Genomic DNA, 19,034 nt, shown 5'->3' with positions numbered 1-19,034 from the left:
AACAAGGAGCAATCGTGGCGCGCGACAACGCGGCTCCCACTTCCGTCCCGACGAACCACCCCGGCCTGATCGCCTGGGTAGAGGAGATCGCTGCCCTCACCGAGCCGGACCGCGTCGTCTGGTGCGACGGGTCCGAGGCCGAGTACGAGCGCCTGTGCGAGGAGCTCGTGGCCAAGGGAACGTTCAAGAAGCTGGACCCCGCCAAGCGCCCCAACTCCTACTACGCCGCCTCCGACCCGACCGACGTCGCGCGCGTCGAGGACCGGACCTTCATCTGCTCCGAGAAGGAGGAGGACGCGGGCCCGACCAACCACTGGAAGGCCCCGGCGGAGATGAAGGAGATCTTCGCGGGAGACAAGGGCATCTTCCGCGGCTCCATGAAGGGCCGGACGATGTACGTCGTCCCGTTCTGCATGGGCCCCCTGGGCTCGGAGCTCTCCGCGCTCGGCGTCGAGATCACCGACTCCGCGTACGTCGCCGTCGCCATGCGCACCATGACCCGCATGGGACAGGCCGTCCTCGACGAGCTCGGTACCGACGGCTTCTTCGTCAAGGCCGTCCACACCCTCGGCGCTCCGCTCGCCGAGGGCGAGGCCGACGTGCCGTGGCCCTGCAACAGCACAAAGTACATCTCGCACTTCCCCGAGACCCGCGAGATCTGGTCCTTCGGCTCCGGCTACGGCGGCAACGCCCTGCTCGGCAAGAAGTGCTACGCCCTGCGCATCGCCTCGGTCATGGCCCGCGACGAGGGCTGGCTGGCCGAGCACATGCTGATCCTCAAGCTCACCCCGCCGCAGGGCGAGGCCCGGTACGTGGCCGCCGCCTTCCCGTCGGCCTGCGGCAAGACCAACCTCGCCATGCTGGAGCCCACGATCCCCGGCTGGACGGTCGAGACCATCGGTGACGACATCGCCTGGATGCGCTTCGGCGAGGACGGCCGCCTGTACGCGATCAACCCCGAGGCCGGCTTCTTCGGCGTCGCCCCCGGCACCGGCGAGCACACCAACGCCAATGCCATGAAGACGATGTACGCCAACACCGTCTTCACCAACGTCGCGCTGACCCCGGACGGCGGCGACGTCTGGTGGGAGGGCATGACCGAGGAGGCCCCGGCCGAGCTGATCGACTGGAAGGGCAACCGCTGGACCCCGGAGTCCGAGACCCCGGCCGCCCACCCCAACGCCCGCTTCGCGGTCCCGGCCGCCCAGTGCCCGACGATCGCCCCCGAGTGGGAGGACCCCAAGGGCGTTCCGATCTCGGCGATCCTCTTCGGCGGCCGCCGCGCCTCGGCCGTGCCGCTGGTGACCGAGTCCTTCGACTGGAACCACGGCGTCTTCATCGGCTCGAACATCGCCTCCGAGAAGACCGCCGCCGCCGAGGGCAAGGTCGGCGAGCTGCGCCGCGACCCGTTCGCCATGCTGCCGTTCTGCGGCTACAACATGGGCGACTACATGGCCCACTGGATCAAGGTCGGCGCCTCCGCGGACGCGGCGAAGCTCCCGAAGATCTACTACGTGAACTGGTTCCGCAAGAACGACGCGGGCAAGTTCGTCTGGCCGGGCTTCGGCGAGAACAGCCGCGTGCTCAAGTGGATCGTCGGCCGCCTCGACGGCACCGCCGAGGGCGTCGAGACCCCGATCGGCATCCTGCCGACCAAGGCTGCCCTGGACCTCGACGGCCTCGACATCTCCGACGAGGACCTCGACTTCCTGCTCACCGTCGACAAGGAGGTCTGGCGCGAGGAGGCCGCCCTGGTCCCCGAGCACCTGAACACCTACGGCGACCACACCCCCAAGGAGCTGTGGGAGCAGTACCACGCCCTGGTCGAGCGCCTGGGCTGAGTTTCCCGCCCCGGGTGATCGTTTCACCGCGCCCGCCCGGGGCGCCCCGAGTGTGTGGGAGCCCCCGACCAAGACGGTTCCCACCGTCCGCACCGGCCACCTGTCATGCCGGCCCGGAGCGTCTGTCCACGCTCCTGTCCGGCAGGCCGTGTGCAACCCACCTGACGGCGGGCCCTCGCTTCATGCGAGGGCCCGCCGTCAGGCGTTGTACGGGCCCGCGCCCGGGCGGGTCGGGTGAACGTCAGGTGTCCGGGCGGTTCCTCTTCGACTGCGGGGCCATGATGGGGCAATGACGCAAATGCGTGGATGGCTGGTGTCCCTCGTGGCGCTGGCCGCGCTGTTGGTCTTCGGTCCGCTGGGCCTGTACGTGTGGGCGAGCGGCGGCGCGGACGGCGGCTCCGCCGCCGCGGAGGGCGGCGGGGGCCCGGCCGGGATCGCGCCGCGCGACGAACTGGCCCTGACGGGCTGCCGAATCGATCCGGCGAGTCGGCGCGTGGTCGCCGACGTCCGGGTGGTCGGCGGCAGGACGGGTCCGGCCGTGTACGTGGCGACGGTGGAGTTCCGCGAGGGCCCGGCCGGACCGACGACCCGGGCCCTGGTCGAACTGACGCCCGCGGCCGACGCCGAGGCCATCGGCCCGGTCTGGCCGCCCGGCGCGACCCCGTGGTGCGGCCTGGCGGGCGCCGAGTTGTCGCCGGCGCCGTCACCGACGGCGCCGGCGGGGCGCTGAGCCAGAGCGCCGGGGCCGGTGCGCGGCGGGAGTCCGCCGGTGCGCGGCCCGGGCCCTGCCCGGGGTGAGGTCGTGGCTCCCGGTCCGAGGCCTCCCCGGTCCCGGACCGGGGCCGTCAGGGGGCGCCGGCGCCCGCGAGGCGGAGGGCGGCGCTGTGCGCGTCCATGCGCTCGGCGGCGAGGATCGCGGCGGTGGTGTCGGCGCGCGAGGCGGCGACGAGGAGCGCGCGGGCGGCGAGGTCGTGCGCGCGCTGGTGGAGGGCGGCGGTCTCGTCCGCCGTACGGTCGGCACGGCGGGCCGGCTCGGTTCCGCGCAGCCGGGCGACCTGGGCTGCGATCTGCCGGGCGGCGTCGTCCAGGCCGAGCTCGTCGGTGACGGCGAGCAGGGCCGCGAGGTGACCGGCGAGCTGGATGTCCAGCTCCTCGCCGCGGCTGCGGTGCGGGTAGTCGGCGCGGCCGCCGCCCATGCGGTGGACCGACTTCGTGCGGATCGGCTCGTACATGAGGAAGGCCTCCTGCGTGGTCAGGAGACCATCCTACATTGGATTGGTTCTAAAGTTGAGCTGGATCCGGTCGGTGCCCGCGCCCGCCGGTCACGACCCCCGTGGCGTCAGTGCTGGCTGTAGCCGTCCAGGAAGTTCCCGATGCGGGTCACGGCGTCGGCCAGGTCCTTGGCGTTCGGCAGCGTCACGATCCGGAAGTGGTCCGGCTCCGGCCAGTTGAAGCCCGTGCCGTGCACCACCATGATCTTCTCGGCCCGGAGCAGGTCCAGGACCATCTGCCGGTCGTCCTTGATCTTGTAGACGGCCGGGTCCAGCTTCGGGAACAGGTACAGCGCGCCCTTGGGCTTCACGCAGCTGATGCCGGGGATCTGCGTCAGCAGCTCGTACGCCGTGTCGCGCTGCTCCAGCAGCCGGCCGCCGGGCAGGACCAGGTCGTGGATCGACTGCCGCCCGCCGAGGGCGGTGGCCACCGCGTGCTGCGAGGGCATGTTCGCGCACAGGCGCATGTTGGCCAGGATGGTCAGGCCCTCGATGTACGAGGACGCGTGCGCCTTGGGGCCGCACACGGCCATCCAGCCGGACCGGTAGCCCGCCACCCGGTAGTTCTTCGACAGCCCGTTGAAGGTGAGGCAGAGCAGGTCGGGGGCGACGGCGGCGGTGTTGATGTGGGTGGCGCCGTCGTACAGGATCTTGTCGTAGATCTCGTCCGAGCAGACCACCAGGTTGTGCCGGCGGGCGATGTCCGTCAGGCCGCGCAGCATCTCGTCGCCGTAGACGGCGCCGGTGGGGTTGTTCGGGTTGATGATCACCAGGGCGCGGGTGCGGTCGGTGATCTTCCGCTCGATGTCGGCGAGGTCCGGCATCCAGTCGGACTGCTCGTCGCAGCGGTAGTGCACGGCCGTACCGCCGGCCAGCGACACCGCGGCGGTCCACAGCGGGTAGTCCGGGGCCGGGACCAGCACCTCGTCGCCGTCGTCCAGCAGCGCCTGCATGGACATCTGGATCAGCTCGGAGACGCCGTTGCCGAGGTAGATGTCCTCGACGTCCAGGTCGATGCCCTTGGTCTGGTAGTGCTGCATCACCGCGCGGCGCGCGGAGAGCAGCCCCTTCGCGTCCCCGTACCCGTGGGCGGAGCCCAGGTTGCGGAGCATGTCCTCCAGGATCTCCGGAGGGCAGTCGAAGCCGAAGGCCGCCGGGTTCCCGGTGTTCAGCTTGAGGATGCGATGACCTGCCGCTTCGAGCCGCATGGCCTCTTCGAGGACGGGGCCGCGGATCTCGTAGCAGACATTGGCGAGCTTCGTTGACTGGATCACCTGCATGACGGGAGCTTACGGCGCCGCGGCCCGGCCCGCTCGGCCTTTCGGGGGCCCGGCACACCGTACCGGGGTGGCGAATTGTCCCGGTTAGGGAAATGGTCGGGGTCCGGGCCCGCCCTGCCCTTGGAAAGGGCGGCCCGTCCCCCGCTCCGGCCTGCGGAACGGGTGCGCCCCGAGCGCGCCCGCGGCCGCGGTGTTGCGCTCGTCACCCCGGGCCTCAGCGGCGGGTCACCGCGTACGTGGTCTGCATGAAGCCCGCGTCGAGGACCTTCGCGGCGGTCAGGCGCAGGTCGAGGTCCTGGTCGAGGGGGCCGAAGAGGGGGATGCCGGAGCCGATGAGGACGGGGGCGGTGGTCAGGGTGATCTCGTCCAGCAGGTCCTCGCGCAGGAAGGTCTGGATGAGCTGCCCGCCGTCCACGTAGACCCGCTCCGCGCCGCAGGAGGCGAGGTGGGCCAGGAGGTCGTCCAGGGTGCGGTGGACGGTCACGCGCGGGTCGTCGGTGGTCAAGGTGGTGCTCAGCACCGCCACGCGCTTGCCGTCGTAGGGCCAGAAGCCGAAGGTCAGCACCTTCTCGTAGGTCTTGCGGCCGAGCGCGAGCGTGTCGATGCCCGCCATGAACTCCAGGTACCCGGTCTCCCCGGCCTGCGCGCCGCGCGTGGTGAGCCACTCGATGTCGCCGTCGGGGCGGGCTATGAAGCCGTCGAGGCTGACGCCTGCGGTCGCGGCGGTGCGGAATGCGCGGTCGGTCACGGTGCTGCCTTTCGGTAGGGGGCGAGTACGGCGTCCAGCGCGGCGCGCCGGCGCGCGGCCAGGGTGCCCGCCCGGTCGACGGCCCACAGCAGCCCGGCGCCGGTGACGGCGGCCCGGACGACCTCCGGGTCCGCGCCCGGGGCCAGCTCGCCGGCCCGCTCGGCGGCGCCCAGCAGCTCGCGGACGGCCGCGGCCTCGGCCCCCTGGACGGCCCGGGCCAGGGCCAGGAACTCCGGGTCGGTGAGGTCCGCGCAGAGGAAGGCCAGGTGGTGGGCGTAGGCCTCGGGGTCGGCGAGGGGGGCCGCCGCCTCGGTGAACAGGGCGTCGAGGGCGGCGAGGGGGGAGGCGTGGGCGGCGGTGATCCGCCGGACGGCCCCGGCCGCCTCCCGCACCCCGTGCTCGGCCAGCGCGAGCAGCATCCCGCGCTTGGACCCGAACCGCTGGACCAGCGTGGCGGGGGCCAGGCCGACCTCGCGCGCGACGGCGGCGAGGGTCAGCCCGGCCGGTCCGGTGCGGCCCATCACGTCGACGACGGCCCGCAGGATGCGGGCGTCGTCCACGGTGCGGGGGCGGCCTGCCATCCGGTCGTCCCCCTCGTCGGCGCTCCGGCGCGGCGGTGGTCGGCCGCCGGTAATAAATGACTGTTCGTTTATTTAATCAGAGCAGGTCGAACAGGACCAGGGGGATCTCGCGGGCGACCCGGGCCTGGTCGTCCTCGAAGACCGGCCAGCGCCCGGTCAGGGCCGGCCAGTAGGTGTCCCGCTCCTCCGCCGTGGCGGGGCGGCCGGTGGCCCGCAGGACCCGGTCGCCGACCTGGAGCCGGGCCTCGGGCCAGGCCAGCAGGTTGCGGTACCACTGCGGGTGCGCGGCGGCGCCGTAGCCGGAGGCCGCGGTGAGGTAGCGGTCCTCGTCGCGGGCGTAGATCAGGGGGGTGCGGACGGCCCGTCCGCTGATCCGGCCCACGGTGGTGAGGAGGAGGGTGGGGACACCGTGCCAGATGTGACCGTCGACGCCGCCGGTCTCGACGTACGACGTCACATGGTCGCGCTGCGGTCCGGGCCGGGGGTCGAGCGGGTGGTCCCAGTCGACGGCGCCGACGGTGCTGACGGCGGTGGGTGCGGCGGCGACGGCGCCGGGAGCGGCGGTGGCGGTGGTGGCCGTGCGGTGCATGAGCGTTCCTGCCCTTCGGGCCCCTGGGGGGAGGGGGCTTGCGGGGCTAACGACCGGCGCGGTGCGGCGTCACGTTTCTGCACCCTGCCCGCGGAGCGCCCGAGCACAGGTCCGGACCGGCCGGCCGTCGGCCGGAAGCGGAGCTCGGCGTCAGCGGCTCAGAGCTGCTCGGCCTTCTCGATGACGACCGGCTCCACCGGCACGTCGGCGTGCCCGCCCGCGCGGCCGGTCTTCACCTGGGCGATGGCGTCCACGACGTCCTGGCCCTGGGTGACCGCACCGAAGACGGCGTAGCCGAAGCCCTGCATCGTCTCGGACTTGAAGTCGAGGAAGTCGTTGTCCGAGGTGTTGATGAAGAACTGCGCGGTGGCGGAGTGCGGGGCGCTGGTGCGCGCCATCGCCACGGTGTACTTGAGGTTCTTCAGGCCGTTGGCGGCCTCGTTCTGGATCGGCGCCCGGGTCGGCTTCTGGTTCATGTCGGCGGTGAAGCCGCCACCCTGGTTCATGAAGCCGGGGATCACGCGGTGGAAGATCGTCCCGTCGTAGTGACCGCTCTGGACGTACGACAGGAAGTTGGCGACCGTGACCGGCGCCTTGGCCTCGTCGAGGTCGATCACGATGTCGCCGTGGTTGGTGGTCAGCTTGACCTGGGGCATGACTGTTTCCGGTCCCTTCTCGGGTTCAGGCTATGACCCCTAGCTTCGCAGACGTGGCACAACGTGCCGCGAACCCGGTCCGTACCCACGTCACGGACCGGGTCCGCCGCCCTGCCGCGGCTCCACCCGCTACGGCAGGTACCGCTCGATGACCGCCGCGCCCTTTTCCTCGATCAGCTTCCGGGCCTTCTCGACCCGCTCCGGAGTCGGGTCGGCGCCCGTGGCCATCACGAGGTCCTCCGGGTCGTAGGCCCGCTCACCGCCCGTCCACAGGATGGAGGACCGGGACGGACGGTCCTCGCTCTGGGGCTGCTGGTCGCCTTCACTTGCCATCGCGTACCTCCCTAGGAAACTTCCCAGGCCCCCATGGTCCGCCGCCGTTCGCATGAACGCACATCGGAGCTCACAGCGCCAGCAGCGTCGCCCCGGCGCAGCAGGCGACCAGGAAGCCGCAGATCGCCAGATTGACCTTGCGGTGCTCCCAGAACACCGCGACGAACTCGCGGATCGTGGCGCTCGGCCAGAAGTAGCGGGCCGTCGGCGAACCGAGGACCTGGCCGTCGACCCCCGCCTTCCGGGCGGTCATCGCGGCCCGGAAGGCGTGGAAGTTGTTGGTGACCACCACGCACCGGTAGCCCGGGTCGGCCGCCTCCATGATCGTCCGGCTGAAGGCGAGGTTCTCCGTGGTGGTGCGGGAGCGGTCCTCCAGCCGGACGTGCTCGGCCGGCACGCCCCGCTCCAGCAGCCAGTCCGCCATGGCCCGCGCCTCGGCCAGCTTCTCGTCCGGCCCCCGCCCGCCGGAGGTGAGCAGCACCGGCGGCCGGCCGCCGCGGGCGATCTGGGCGGCGTAGATCTGCCGGGCCTTCTCCAGCCGGGACGCCAGCAGCGGCGGCACCCGCTCCCCGCCGATCAGCCCGGAGCCGAGGACCACGACGAAGTCGACGTCGCCGCGCACGGCGGTGCGGCCGTAGAGGAAGGCGTAGCCGAGGAAGCACAGGAAGACGAAGGAGACGTAGGCGCTCACCAGGGTGAGCGCCGCGACGGTGCCGTCCAGCAGCGGGGAGCCGGACTGCTGCACGATCACCAGCAGCGCCACCATCGCGAAGATCGCCAGGCCCGCCAGCATCGACAGCAGGTTCGCGGGCCGGCGGCCTTCCTTGCGGACCATGGTGACGCCGTTGGCGACGAGGAACACGCCGAGCCAGAGCACCCCGAGCACCGGCAGGGTGAACACCAGCAGCAGGATGAACACCGCCAGCCAGTACGGCAGATGCGCCACCTGGAACAGCAGTCCCAGCGACAGGGTGATGAACGTCAGCCCCAGCAGGACGGCGTTGCTGAAGCGCCGGCGGTCACTGCGCACACTCAGGGTGAAGGCGATCAGGAACAGGACACCGGGCACGAAGGCATACATGCCGCTCATCGTACGGTCGGCGCGTGCGGTGTCCGCCGGACCGAACGCCCCGCCAGGACAGGGGTCCTGACGCCGTCGCGGACGACCGGCCGGCCGTCGATCAGCACGTGCGGAATGCCGGTGGGCAGCCGTCGCGGCTCCTCGTACGTGGCACCGGCCGCGACCGTCTCCGGGTCGAAGAGCACCAGGTCCGCGCGGTAGCCGGGGGCGACCAGGCCCCGGTCCGGCAGCCGCAGCCGGGCCGCGGGACGGCCGGACAGGTGCGCCACGCACTCCTCCAGGGAGAGCACGCCCACCTCGCGCACGTAGTGGCCGAGGTAGTGCGGGAAGGTGCCGTACGCCCGCGGGTGCGGCTTCGCGCCCCGCAGGATGCCGTCCGAGCCGCCGGTGTGCACCCGGTGGCGCATGATCGCCCGGACGTTCTCCTCGTGCCCCACGTGCTGCAGGACGGTGGGCGCGAGACGGTCCTCCACCAGCAGCCGGCGGGCCGTCTCCCAGCCGTCCAGCCGCCGCCCCACGTACCCGGACAGCGCCGGGTCCCCGGTGCCGGAGATCTCCACCGTCGACCAGTCCACCGGCACCCCGTGGCAGCCGTCGGAGCCGGTCACCTCCAGCGCGTGCCGGATCCGCTCCGCCGTGGCGCCGTCGCGCAGCCGGGCCAGCACCGCCCGCGGACCGCCCTCGTGCGCCCAGCCGGGCAGCAGGGCGACCAGGCTGGTGCAGCCCGCCGTGTACGGGTACGTGTCGAGGGTGAGGTCCAGACCGTCCGCCAGCGCCCCGTCCAGCAGGCGCAGCAGCGCGTCGGCCCGGCCGGCGTTCTCCGCGAAGTTCATGGTGGCGTGCGCCAGGTGCAGCGCGCAGCCCGCCCGCCGCGCCAGCTCCACCGTCTCGGCGTAGGCGGCCAGCGCCCCCTTGCCGTACGAGCGGTGGTGCGGGCACCAGTAGCCGCCGTAGCGCGCCACCACCTCGCACAGCGCGGCCAGTTCGGAGCCGGAGGCGTACATGCCGGGGGCGTAGGTGAGCCCCGACGACAGGCCCACCGCGCCCTCCTGGAGGCCCTGCGCGACCAGCGCCCGCATCCGGTCCAGCTCCGCCGGGGTCGCCGGGCGGTCCGACCAGCCGACCGCGTACGCCCGTACGGTGCCCTGCGGCACCAGGTAGGCGGCGTTCACCGCGACACCCCGGTCCAGCCGGTCCAGGTACTCGCCGACCGTCCGCCAGTCGAGGTCGAGGTCCGAGCCGTCGCCGTTCCAGCCCGCGACGGCCGTGCGGACCTCGGCGAGGGTGCGGTCGTCCACGGGCGCGTACGACAGCCCGTCCTGGCCCAGCACTTCCAGGGTGACGCCCTGGGCGGCCTTGGCGCTGTGGTCGGGGTCGCGCAGCAGGGCCAGGTCGCTGTGGGCGTGCATGTCCACGAACCCGGGCGCCAGCACCAGCCCGTCGCCGTCGAGGGTCCACCGGCCGCCGGACCGGATGCGCCCGATCTGCGCGATCCGGCCCTCGTGCACGGCCACGTCCGCGGTGTACGAGGGCCGGCCCGTCCCGTCGGCGATCCGGGCCCCGCGGATGACCAGGTCCATGGCTCCCCCCGCCCGCCGAAGGCGTCGTACCGGTCGGAACGGTCAGAAGAAGGTGCGCACGAGGTCGCCGACCGTGCCGTCGGCGTCGACGACCGGGATCAGCGGCCACTTCTCGAAGATGGTGCACGGGTGGGCCATCCCGAGCGCGATCCAGTCCCCGACCTCCAGGGCGGTGGCGTCGGCGTCCGTCTCCAACCAGGCGTGCTGGTCGGACAGCTTGGCCACCCGGATCCCGGAGGCGGGCCGCTCGACGCCGTCGCGGGCGCCGCGCACGCGGAGCACCTGCGGCAGGCCCAGGTCGTAGGCGATGTCGCGCTTGCCGGCGTTGACGAAGGCCTGGCCGGGGGTGGGCCGGGAGACCACCTGGGTCCACAGCCGGAAGGCGGGCAGCAGACCGCCCTCCTGCGGGACGCGGTTGAACGGGGTCAGGCCCGAGTACCAGCCGTGGTCGTGGGAGACGTACGCGCCCGAGCGCAGCAGCGGCAGGACCGGCAGCGACAGCTGCGGGATGCCGGCGAAGACCTCCGCGACGGCGTCGAACCACTCGCTGCCGCCCGCGCTGACCACGATCTCGTCCAGTGCGGTCCCGGCGAAGCGGCCGTCCTTGTCCAGCTCGGCGGCGAGCGCCACCAGCCGCTCCAGCCAGGCCCGGACGGTCCCGGCGTCGGCCCCGGGCATGGTGGCCTCGTAGCCGGCGACGCCGACCAGGCGCAGGGTGGGGGCCGCGGCGACGGCGTCCGCCACCGCCCGGCACTCGGCGTCGGTGCGGATGCCCGTCCGCCCCTCCGCGCCGGCGCCCAGCTCCAGGACCACGTCCACGGTCGCGCCCAGGCCCGCCAGGGCCGCGTCCATCAGCTCGACCCCGCGCACGGAGTCGACGTAGCAGACGAAGCGGAAGTCCGGGTCGGCCAGCAGCTCGCGGGCGACCCAGGCCAGCGCGGGCGCGTCCACGAGCTCGTTGGCGAGGAAGATCCGCCGGATCCCGAAGGCCCGGCATACCCGTGCCTGGTGGGGCATGGCGACGGTGATGCCCCAGGCGCCGTGGTCGAGCTGGCGCTCGAAGAGCTGCGGGGCCATGCAGGTCTTGCCGTGCGGGGCGAAGGCCAGGCCGTGCCGGGCGCAGTACGCGCCGAGGGCCGCGAGGTTGTGCTCCAGCGCCTCCGCGTCCAGGGTCAGCACCGGGGTGGTGAACCCGCCGGTGAACAGGTCGCGGCGCTCGGCGGCCAGCGCGCCGACGGTCAGGCCCGCGGCCTCGGCGTCCGGGGGCAGGCCCTTGAAGCGGTGGTCGAGCGGTTCCTCGGCGAGTCGCCGGACTGCTTCGCTGGCCATGACGTGCCTCCAGGTGCGTTGCGCAGTGTGCAACGTCCGTTGCGGATGGTGCCCCTGCTGTCTAACATCCGCGGTGACGGCGGGTCAACGCCGTCGCCCGGGCCCGCACGAGGGGAGCGCCGTGAGCCAGTCGGTGGACCGCGCGCTCGCCGTGCTGCCGCTGCTCGCGCGCGGACCCGCCGGCCTCGGCGAGGTCGCGGACGCGCTGGCGGTGCACAAGAGCACCGCCCTGCGGCTGCTGCGCACCCTGCACGCGCACGGCTACGTCCACCGGCAGCCGGACGGCCGCTACCGGCTCGGCGCCCGGCTGTTCGCGCTGGCCGCCGAGGCCGTGGAGAACCTCGACGTCAAGGAGGTCGCGCAGCCGTACCTGCGCGACCTGGCCCGCGCCACCGGCCACACCGTGCACCTGGCCCTCCACCAGGACGACGAGGTCGTCTACGTGGACAAGGTCGACAGCCGCTACCCGGTGCGCCTGTACTCCCGGATCGGCAGGCCCGTCCCGCTCACCGTCGCCGCCGTGGCCAAGGTGCTCCTCGCCGACCTGCCCGAGGCCGAACGCCGGGCGCTGGCGGCGCGGATCGACTACCCCCGCTGGACCGCCCGCTCCACGCCGGACGCCGAGGCCTTCCTGCGCGAGCTGGAGCTGGTGCGCGCCCAGGGCTGGGCCGCCGACCTCGGCGGCCACGAGGAGTCCGTCAACTGCGTGGGGGCGCCCGTCCGGGGCCCCGACGGGCGGGTGGTCGCGGCGCTGTCGGTGTCCGCCCCGGCCGCGGTGGTCACGGGCGAGGAACTGCTGGAACTGCTGCCGCTGGTCCGGCGCACCGCCGAGGCCGTCGGACGCGACTACTCGGGAGAAGGAGAAGAAGGACCGTGAGCGAGAAGACCGCGATCACCCCCGCCGGACACGCCACCCCGCCGGCGGCGTTCTCGCATGGGGTGCGCAAGGGCAACATCCTGCAGGTCGCCGGCCAGGTCGGCTTCCTCCCGGCGGTGGCGGGCCGGCCCCCGGCCGTCGCCGGCCCGACCCTGCGCGAGCAGACCCTGCAGACCCTGGAGAACGTCCGCGCGGTGCTGGAGGCGGGCGGTGCCGGCTGGGACGACGTGATGATGCTCCGCGTGTACCTCACCGACACCGGCCACTTCGCCGAGATGAACGAGATCTACGACGCCTACTTCGCCGGGCAGGGCCTGAAGGCGGCCCCGGCGGCCCGGACCACCGTCTACGTCGGCCTGCCCGCCGGCCTGCTGATCGAGATCGACGCGCTCGCCGTCCTGGACTGAACCCGGCCGGCGCCGGAAGGGGCGCCCCCTGGCGGTGGGCGCCCCCGGCGGCCGTCACACGACCGCGGTGACGGTCAGGTGGTGGCGCAGTACTGCGCCTCCTTGCCGATGGAGCGGTACATGCAGTCCGCGTTCTCCAGGAGCTGGAGCACCGCGTCCTTGTTGCGCGCGGTCTCCCGGTCGATCACCTCGTCGGGCGGGTAGAAGCCGCCCCCGCCGCTCTCGGGGTACATCTCGAAGGTGTACGAGAAGATCTTCTGATCGCCCCACAGCCAGTCGTCGATCGTGCCGTCGGTGATGTACAGGTCGCTCGCCTGCTCGGGCGTGTAGCCGTTGCTGGCGGCCATGCCCTGGCCGATCTTCTTGTACACCGCGAGGTCGTCGGCGGTCAGGCCCGGCGCGGTGTCGTTGTACGTCCAGCCGTACGGCCAGAGCACCAGCTCGCTGTAGGTGTGGAAGTCGATCGCGGCCTTGATCTGCTGCTTGCCGCCGACCACCCGGCTGCGGACGAAGTCGGAGACGGCCTTGACCTCGGGCGCGGACTCGGCGGCCGGACCGCGGTAGGTCTCGGAGCCCTTGCTGCCGGAGGAGCCGCCGCAGCAGCCCCACTTGTAGTTCCAGTTGCGGTTGAGGTCCGTGCCCACGTACGAGGAACCGGAGTTGGGCTGCCGGTTCTTGCGCCAGGAACGGTAGGAGCCGGTGGCGATGTCGTACTCGCCGCCGTCCGGGTTGAGGTCCGGGACGATCCAGATCTCCCGGCTGTTGACCATGTTGGTGACCCGGCTCTCGCTGCCGTACTTGGAGCCGAGCTCCTTGAGCAGGTAGAGCGCCATCTCGACGGTCAGGTGCTCGCGGGCGTGCTGGTGGTGCGTGAAGAGCACCTCCGGCTCGTTCTCGTCGGTGGCGACGTTGTCACTGATCTTGATGGCGACGAGGTCGCGGCCCTGGTACGACTTGCCGATCACCCGCTTGCTCATGATGCTCGGGTACTGGGCGATCCGCTGGTCGATCTCCGCGGACATCTCGGCGTAGTTGTGGTACCGGGAGTCCGCCGAGGGGAAGTCCATCGGGGACGCGGCGACGCCGGGCAGCGAGCGGTCCGGAGGGCCGGGCAGGGGCTCCAGCTCGTGGCCGAGCGCCCGCAGCTTCTTGGCCTGCAGGGCGTCGGCGCTGACCACGACGGTGTGGTCGTCGATCTCGTCGATGCTGACGCCGAGGGCGAGCAGTGCCGTGCGGTCGGCGGGGGTGGACGGTCCGTGGATGCGGTACTGGACGATCTGCTCGTCCTGGGTCGCGGTGGACGGGGTGGGTGGCACCGAGGCCGTCGCGCTCATCCCGTAGGCCGGTGCGCCGAGGGCGAGGGCGAGGAGGGCCGCCACGGTGGCGGACCTCCGATGGGGGCGTAGCCGCATGCGAGCTCCTGGGTGGGGAGTGTGGGGGTAGCCGTGCGGACGCGCACAGCGTGCGCTTCTGACATGACCCGGTCAAGAGGCCGATATCGGCCACCCCCACACGTACCGCCTAGGGCAGCCCGTGGACCTTGGGACCCACCGCGTTCGACCACGCGTTCCCCGCCTTGGCGTCCCAATTGGTCGACCAGGTCATCGCGCCGCGCAGCCCCGGGTAGGTCTTCGACGGCTTGAACGAGCCGCAGCCGGTGCCCCGGGTCAGGCAGTCCAGGGCGTTGTTCACCACGGTCGGGGAGACGTAGCCGCTGCCCGCGCCGCTGGGCGAGGCCGGCACGCCGAGGCCCACCTGGGACGGGTCGAGGCCGCCCTCCAGCTGGATGCAGGCCAGGGCGGTGAGGAAGTCGACCGAGCCCTGGGAGTAGACCTTGCCGTCGCAGCCGAGCATCGAGCCGCTGTTGTAGTACTGCATGTTGACGACGGTCAGGATGTCCTTGACGTTCAGCGCCGTCCGGAAGTAGGCGTTCGAGGGCGACTGCATGTCGATGGTCTGCGGGGCCATGGTGAGGACGAGCGAGGGCCCGGCCTTGGCGGACAGGGCGCGCAGGGCCTGGGTCATCCAGGTGGCGTTCAGGCCGTTCTCCAGGTCGATGTCGATCCCGTTGAAGCCGTACTCCTGCATCAGGGCGTACGCCGAGTCCGCCAGGCGGGTCGCCGAGGCCGCGTCGTCGACCGTGACCGTCCCGCGTTCGCCGCCGATCGAGAGCACGACCGACTTGCCGGCCGCCTTCTTCGCGGCGATGTCCGCCTTGAACTGGGCGACCGTGTAGCCGCCGAGCCCGGCGGAGTCCAGGTTGAAGGTGATGGCGCCGGGCGTGGCGGTGGCGTCGGCGAAGGCGACGGCGACGATGTCGTACTGGGACGGGACGTCGGACAGGCGCTGGACCGTGGCGCCGTTGTCGAAGTTCTGCCAGTAGCCCGTCAGGGCGTGCTTGGGCACGGACGGGTTGCCCGGGTTCCCGCCGCCCCCGGTGGTCGTACCGGTCACGGGGGCCGACAGGGGCCCTTCCCCCGCCTGGTTGTAGGCGCTCACCTGGAAGGAGTACGAGGTCGCGGGGGTCAGCCCGGTCACGTTCCGGCTCGTCGAGGTCACCGTGGCGACGCGTACGCCGTCCCGGTGGACGTGGTAGCCGCTCGCTCCGCCGACCGCGTTCCACGTGAGGGTGAGCGCGGTGTCGGACTGGCCGGAAACGGTGAGTCCGCTCACCGCGCCCGGGACGGACGGCCCCGGGTCGGTGCCGCCCCCGCCGTCCGGGCCGAAGACGCTGAACTCGTCCACGTGGTAGGCGGGCTGCCCGTACCAGCCGTGGGTGTAGACCGTGACCTGGGTGGTGGAGGGGCCGGTGGTGAAGGTGGTGGACAGCTTCTGCCAGCCGCCGCCGCTGCCGGGGGTCCAGGTGGAGACGTCCTGGGTGCCGGTCCCGCTCGCGCCGAGGTGGACGTACGAGCCCTGCACCTGGGCGCTGAGGGTGTACGTGGAGTTCGGCTTGACCGTGACGGTCTGGCTGCATCGCGCGTTGTCCGAACCGGCCGGGGTCGCCTTGAGGGCGGCGGCCCCGGTGTGCACCGGACTGCTGACGGCCGTGCCGCTGGCGGCGCTGCAACTCCAGTTCGCCAGGCCCGACTCGAAGCCGGGGTTGCGGGCGACGTTGACGTCCGCGGCCCGGGCGGTGCCGGTGGCCAGCGCCGACAGGCCCGCTGCGGTCAAGGTGGCGGCCCCGAGCAGGGCGAGGGAGCGTATGCGGTTCACGTGAGGCTCCGTGGGGGGAGTGAGGGGTGGGGAGTTGGGGAAGGTGGGAGGTGATGTGGGGGACCCCGGGCCCAAGTTGGTCCAGACCAATCCTCCTGTCAAGGGTCTTTGCAATGTGGCTGGAAAGGCCCGCTCGGCGGTTCCTTGTTGTCCCGGTTTTTCGCCACCTGTGATCGACCGTGCGCGGACCGGAATCGGCAAGAGCCTGCCCTGCCAGGGATGACGCGGATATGGTGCTGGGGCATGACGGAAGCGGGGCCGTACGTTTGCGGTCGCGCAGCATATGCGTACGCGCGCTTCGCGTACGCGTGCGCGACGGCCAGGGGGCCTCGTCCGGCGGCCGCCGGAGGAGTCGGCCGCCGCGCACCGGTGGGGACGGGGTGAACGGGGGGATGCGCGTGCCGACCGCCATTGCTGTCACCAGCGCCGATCTGGCGCTGCCCGCCCCGGACCGGCACACCCCGCCGGCCGAGGTGCTCGCCGGGCCCGACCAGGTCGACCTGGCGGGCTCGCTCGCCGAACTCGGCTCCCTGGTCGAGCGGTACGGGCACGTGGTGGCCGTCGTACCGAGCTGGCTGCCGGCGCCGACGCGGCGCCGGCTGCACACCGTACGGGCGATCCTGGAGAGCGACCGGATCGCCCTGCTGGACACCGACCTGCCGCCCCTGGCGACCGCGCTGCTCGTCCGGCAGTTACGCCAGCTGACCGCCTGCGACTTCAGCCCCGGAGTGATCGCCTCCGCCGCCCGGCTGCTCACCCACTACCTCCACGCCGGAGCGCTGCTGGGCTCGGTGTCCCGGCTCGACCGGATCCCGGTGGGCCTCAAGGCGCACGCCAAGTCCTGGGCCCCGGGCGCCCAGTTCGCCGTCATGGCCCATCCCGCCCCGCGGCTCGCCCGGCTCGGCACGCCCGGCTTCGCGCCGCCGCCCGGTCCCGGCTTCGCCACCCACCTGGTCTTCGCCCGCGGCCAGCTCGCCCCGGACTGGGTGACCGGCGAACTCGCCGCCGCCTGGCAGGTGCAGGGCGTGCTGGAGAACCCGCTGCCGGCCGACTCGCCCGCCTGGTGGGCCACGCCCAAGCTGGTCGAGTTCACCGCGGCCATCCCCGACACCGCCGTCCTCTACCAACTGGTCGCCTCGGTGCGCCGGGAGCCCTGCCGCTGGTGCGGCCTGGAACTCATCGGCGACCGCTGCGGCTTCTGCGCCGCGCCGCTGGTCCCCGGGGCGGCCGCGGCCACCACCGCCCCGCGCCCCGCCGCCAGATCCTGACCGCCCGACCGAACGACGAACGACGAGGTAGTCCGGCCCATGAACCCACGCCAGCGCCGCGGCGTCATCCTGCTCCTCCTGTCGGTCCTGTGCGCCCTGGCGGCGTTCGCCGGAGTCCTGTCGGTCATCGGCGACGTCAACGCCAAGGTCGGCCCGGAAGTCGTCGCGTACGAGGTCAAGAGCGGCATAGCGCCGTACACCCCGCTGAACCCCGGGCACTTCGAGGAGGTCCGCATCCCCCGGCGCTGGCTGCCGGAGACGGCCGTCACCGACCTCGACGCGCTGCGCGACAAGATCACCGTGGTCCAGCTGACCAAGGGCACGCTGCTGCAGAGCGACATGCTCGTGGACCGGCCCAAGCTCCAGCCCGGCGAGCAGGAGATCGCCATCATGATCGACGCCGCCACAGGGGTCGCCGGCAAGATCCGCTCCGGCGACCGCGTCAACATCCTCGCCACCTTCAACGGCGCCCGGGAGACCGACCCCGACCGCTCGGTGATCATCGTGGCCAACGCCCGGGTCATCGCGGTCGGCGCGCTCACCCCCGTGGAGAAGACCGGCGGCGACCGCAAGGGCCCGCAGGAGGCCGTCCCGATCACGTTCGCCCTCAACACCAAGGACACCCAGCGGGTCGCCTACGCCGAGTCCTTCGCCGAGCACGTCCGGCTGGCCCTGGTCGCCCCCGGCGGCGAAGGGCAGCAGCCCGCGCCCGGCGACCGCACGTACACCCTCGACGGGGACAAGTGAGGCCCGGATGACCACCCGAATCCTCCCCGCCACCGGCGACCCGGACGCCGCCCGCGCCCTCGCCGCCTTGCTCGGCCGGCTCCCGGCCGCCGAACCGGCCGCCGCCGTCCCGGACTCCACCACCCTCCTCGACACCCTCGGCCGACTCGCCGCGCAGTCCCTCGACGAACTGCCCGAGGTCGTGCTCGTCCACGAGCGGATCGGCCCGGTGCCCGCCCTCGACCTGATCCGGGAGGTCGCGCTGCGCTTCCCGGCGGTGGGGGTCGTCCTGGTCACCTCCGACGCCGGGCCGCAGCTGTTCGCCGCGGCCATGGACTCCGGCGCCCGCGGCCTGGTCGGCCTGCCCCTCGCCCAGGACGAACTGGCCGCGCGGGTCCAGGCCGCCGCCCAGTGGGCCGTCGGCGTACGGCGCCACCTCGGCGGCGGCCGGGCCGGGGAACTGCCGGCCGGGCCGGGCGGCACCGTGGTGACGGTGACCGGGGCCAAGGGCGGGGTCGGCGCGACCTTCGCCGCCGTCCAGTTCGCGCTCGCCGCGGCGGCGGCCGGACGGCGGACCGCCCTGGTCGACATGGACCTCCAGGCCGGGGACGTGGGCTCCTACCTGGACGTGCAGTTCCGCCGTTCGGTCGCCGACCTCGCCGGCATCCAGGACATCTCGGGGCGGGTGCTCGCCGACGCCGTCTTCGAGCACGGCACCGGCGTGGCGCTGCTGCTGGCGCCGGCCGACGGCGAACGCGGCGAGGAGGTCGACGAGCGGGCCGCGCGCACCGTCGTGACGGCGCTGCGCGGCCGGTACGAGGTGGTGGTCATCGACTGCGGCACCCAGCTGACCGGCGCGAACGCGGCGGCCGTGGAGATGGCGGACGTGGCCGTCCTGCTCACCACGCCGGACGTGGTCGCCGTACGGGCCGCCCGGCGCACGGTCCGGATGTGGGAGCGGCTGCACGTGCGCAAGGCCGAGGACACGGTGACGGTGGTCAACCGCTGGACCAGGCACACGGAGATCGACCCCGCCCTGATCGAGAAGATCACCAGGACCCGTGCCCTGCGCACGCCGGTCCCGGCGGCCTTCAAGGAGATCCAGCCGGTGATCGACGCCGGCCGCCTCCAGGACCTGGACAACCGCTCCACGGTGAAGACGGCCCTGTGGACCGTGGCCGGCGAACTGGGCCTGCTGGCCCCCGCGGACCCGCCCGCCCCGACCCCGGGCACCGCACTGGCCGTGCGCCC

At 72.8% G+C, this 19,034-nt stretch carries 19 protein-coding genes; 7 read left to right on the top strand and 12 right to left on the bottom strand.

The features are described from left to right. Positions 1-14: 14 nt before the first annotated feature. Together LG632_RS03495 and LG632_RS03490 are read left to right on the top strand one after the other, a co-directional pair. Positions 15-1,841 carry a phosphoenolpyruvate carboxykinase (GTP) gene (locus LG632_RS03495; protein WP_226725046.1) on the top strand — a complete coding sequence of 609 codons (1,827 nt, stop codon included), beginning with the start codon at positions 15-17 and terminating at the stop codon, positions 1,839-1,841. Between the two features lie 289 nt (positions 1,842-2,130). Beyond that, the gene (locus tag LG632_RS03490; protein ID WP_226725044.1) at positions 2,131-2,571 is read left to right on the top strand and encodes a hypothetical protein; all 441 of its coding nucleotides are present in this window, start codon (positions 2,131-2,133) and stop codon (positions 2,569-2,571) included. 115 nt (positions 2,572-2,686) lie between these two features. Here LG632_RS03490 and LG632_RS03485 read toward each other — a convergent pair whose 3' ends face one another. From LG632_RS03485 to LG632_RS03440, 10 genes are all read right to left on the bottom strand, one after another. Continuing rightward, positions 2,687-3,073, bottom strand: coding sequence for an SCO4983 family protein (locus tag LG632_RS03485; RefSeq protein WP_226725042.1), 387 nt, complete (start codon positions 3,071-3,073; stop codon positions 2,687-2,689). Between the two features lie 107 nt (positions 3,074-3,180). Continuing rightward, positions 3,181-4,392: a pyridoxal phosphate-dependent aminotransferase gene (locus tag LG632_RS03480; RefSeq protein WP_226725040.1), complete on the bottom strand. Its 1,212-nt coding sequence runs from the start codon at positions 4,390-4,392 to the stop codon at positions 3,181-3,183. Between the two features lie 214 nt (positions 4,393-4,606). Next, the gene (locus LG632_RS03475) at positions 4,607-5,140 is read right to left on the bottom strand and encodes a dihydrofolate reductase family protein (protein ID WP_226725038.1); all 534 of its coding nucleotides are present in this window, start codon (positions 5,138-5,140) and stop codon (positions 4,607-4,609) included. Then, the gene (locus tag LG632_RS03470) at positions 5,137-5,721 is read right to left on the bottom strand and encodes a TetR/AcrR family transcriptional regulator (protein WP_226725036.1); all 585 of its coding nucleotides are present in this window, start codon (positions 5,719-5,721) and stop codon (positions 5,137-5,139) included. The genes LG632_RS03475 and LG632_RS03470 overlap by 4 nt, the downstream gene beginning before the upstream one ends. 76 nt (positions 5,722-5,797) lie before the next feature. Next, the gene (locus LG632_RS03465; protein WP_226725034.1) at positions 5,798-6,310 is read right to left on the bottom strand and encodes a nitroreductase family deazaflavin-dependent oxidoreductase; all 513 of its coding nucleotides are present in this window, start codon (positions 6,308-6,310) and stop codon (positions 5,798-5,800) included. 158 nt (positions 6,311-6,468) lie between these two features. Beyond that, entirely contained in the window at positions 6,469-6,966 is a 498-nt protein-coding gene (locus LG632_RS03460) for a peptidylprolyl isomerase (RefSeq protein WP_226725032.1), read from the bottom strand. Positions 6,967-7,095: 129 nt separating this feature from the next. Next, the gene (locus tag LG632_RS03455; RefSeq protein WP_226725030.1) at positions 7,096-7,299 is read right to left on the bottom strand and encodes a hypothetical protein; all 204 of its coding nucleotides are present in this window, start codon (positions 7,297-7,299) and stop codon (positions 7,096-7,098) included. 70 nt (positions 7,300-7,369) lie between these two features. Then, positions 7,370-8,380 carry a YdcF family protein gene (locus LG632_RS03450; protein WP_226725028.1) on the bottom strand — a complete coding sequence of 337 codons (1,011 nt, stop codon included), beginning with the start codon at positions 8,378-8,380 and terminating at the stop codon, positions 7,370-7,372. A gap of 5 nt (positions 8,381-8,385) precedes the next feature. After that, the gene (locus LG632_RS03445; RefSeq protein WP_226725026.1) at positions 8,386-9,960 is read right to left on the bottom strand and encodes an N-acyl-D-amino-acid deacylase family protein; all 1,575 of its coding nucleotides are present in this window, start codon (positions 9,958-9,960) and stop codon (positions 8,386-8,388) included. Between the two features lie 42 nt (positions 9,961-10,002). Further along, on the bottom strand, positions 10,003-11,289 hold the full coding sequence (locus LG632_RS03440; RefSeq protein ID WP_226725025.1) for an alanine racemase: 1,287 nt from the start codon (positions 11,287-11,289) through the stop codon (positions 10,003-10,005). A 121-nt stretch (positions 11,290-11,410) separates the two neighbouring features. Between LG632_RS03440 and LG632_RS03435 the strand changes: the two genes are divergently transcribed. Both LG632_RS03435 and LG632_RS03430 read left to right on the top strand, forming a co-directional pair. Next, positions 11,411-12,166, top strand: coding sequence for an IclR family transcriptional regulator (locus LG632_RS03435; RefSeq protein WP_226725023.1), 756 nt, complete (start codon positions 11,411-11,413; stop codon positions 12,164-12,166). Beyond that, complete coding sequence (locus LG632_RS03430; protein WP_226725022.1) at positions 12,163-12,573, top strand: RidA family protein; 411 nt, start codon at positions 12,163-12,165, stop codon at positions 12,571-12,573. The genes LG632_RS03435 and LG632_RS03430 overlap by 4 nt, the downstream gene beginning before the upstream one ends. A gap of 74 nt (positions 12,574-12,647) precedes the next feature. On the opposite strand, the gene LG632_RS03425 is transcribed toward LG632_RS03430, so the two are convergent. Further along, positions 12,648-13,985: a M14 family metallopeptidase gene (locus LG632_RS03425; RefSeq protein WP_226725021.1), complete on the bottom strand. Its 1,338-nt coding sequence runs from the start codon at positions 13,983-13,985 to the stop codon at positions 12,648-12,650. Between the two features lie 109 nt (positions 13,986-14,094). Continuing rightward, entirely contained in the window at positions 14,095-15,789 is a 1,695-nt protein-coding gene (locus LG632_RS03420; RefSeq protein WP_226725019.1) for a chitinase, read from the bottom strand. 392 nt (positions 15,790-16,181) lie between these two features. On the opposite strand from LG632_RS03420, the gene LG632_RS03415 reads away from it, so the two are divergent. The 3 genes from LG632_RS03415 to LG632_RS03405 form a co-directional block, all read left to right on the top strand. Beyond that, positions 16,182-17,057, top strand: a complete 876-nt coding sequence (locus LG632_RS03415; RefSeq protein ID WP_226725017.1) for a hypothetical protein — start codon at positions 16,182-16,184, stop codon at positions 17,055-17,057. Positions 17,058-17,096: 39 nt separating this feature from the next. After that, positions 17,097-17,804: a Flp pilus assembly protein CpaB gene (gene cpaB / locus LG632_RS03410; RefSeq protein ID WP_226725015.1), complete on the top strand. Its 708-nt coding sequence runs from the start codon at positions 17,097-17,099 to the stop codon at positions 17,802-17,804. A 7-nt stretch (positions 17,805-17,811) separates the two neighbouring features. After that, a partial coding sequence (locus LG632_RS03405) for a CpaE/TadZ family protein (protein WP_226725013.1) occupies positions 17,812-19,034 on the top strand: 1,223 nt, incomplete at its 3' end.

Origin of the sequence: Streptomyces antimicrobicus (assembly GCF_020532625.1) — a bacterium.
GTDB lineage: Bacteria > Actinomycetota > Actinomycetes > Streptomycetales > Streptomycetaceae > Streptomyces > Streptomyces antimicrobicus.
The sequence above is the reverse complement of the archived record's forward strand: the minus strand, read 5'-3'. Positions and strand labels throughout refer to the sequence as shown.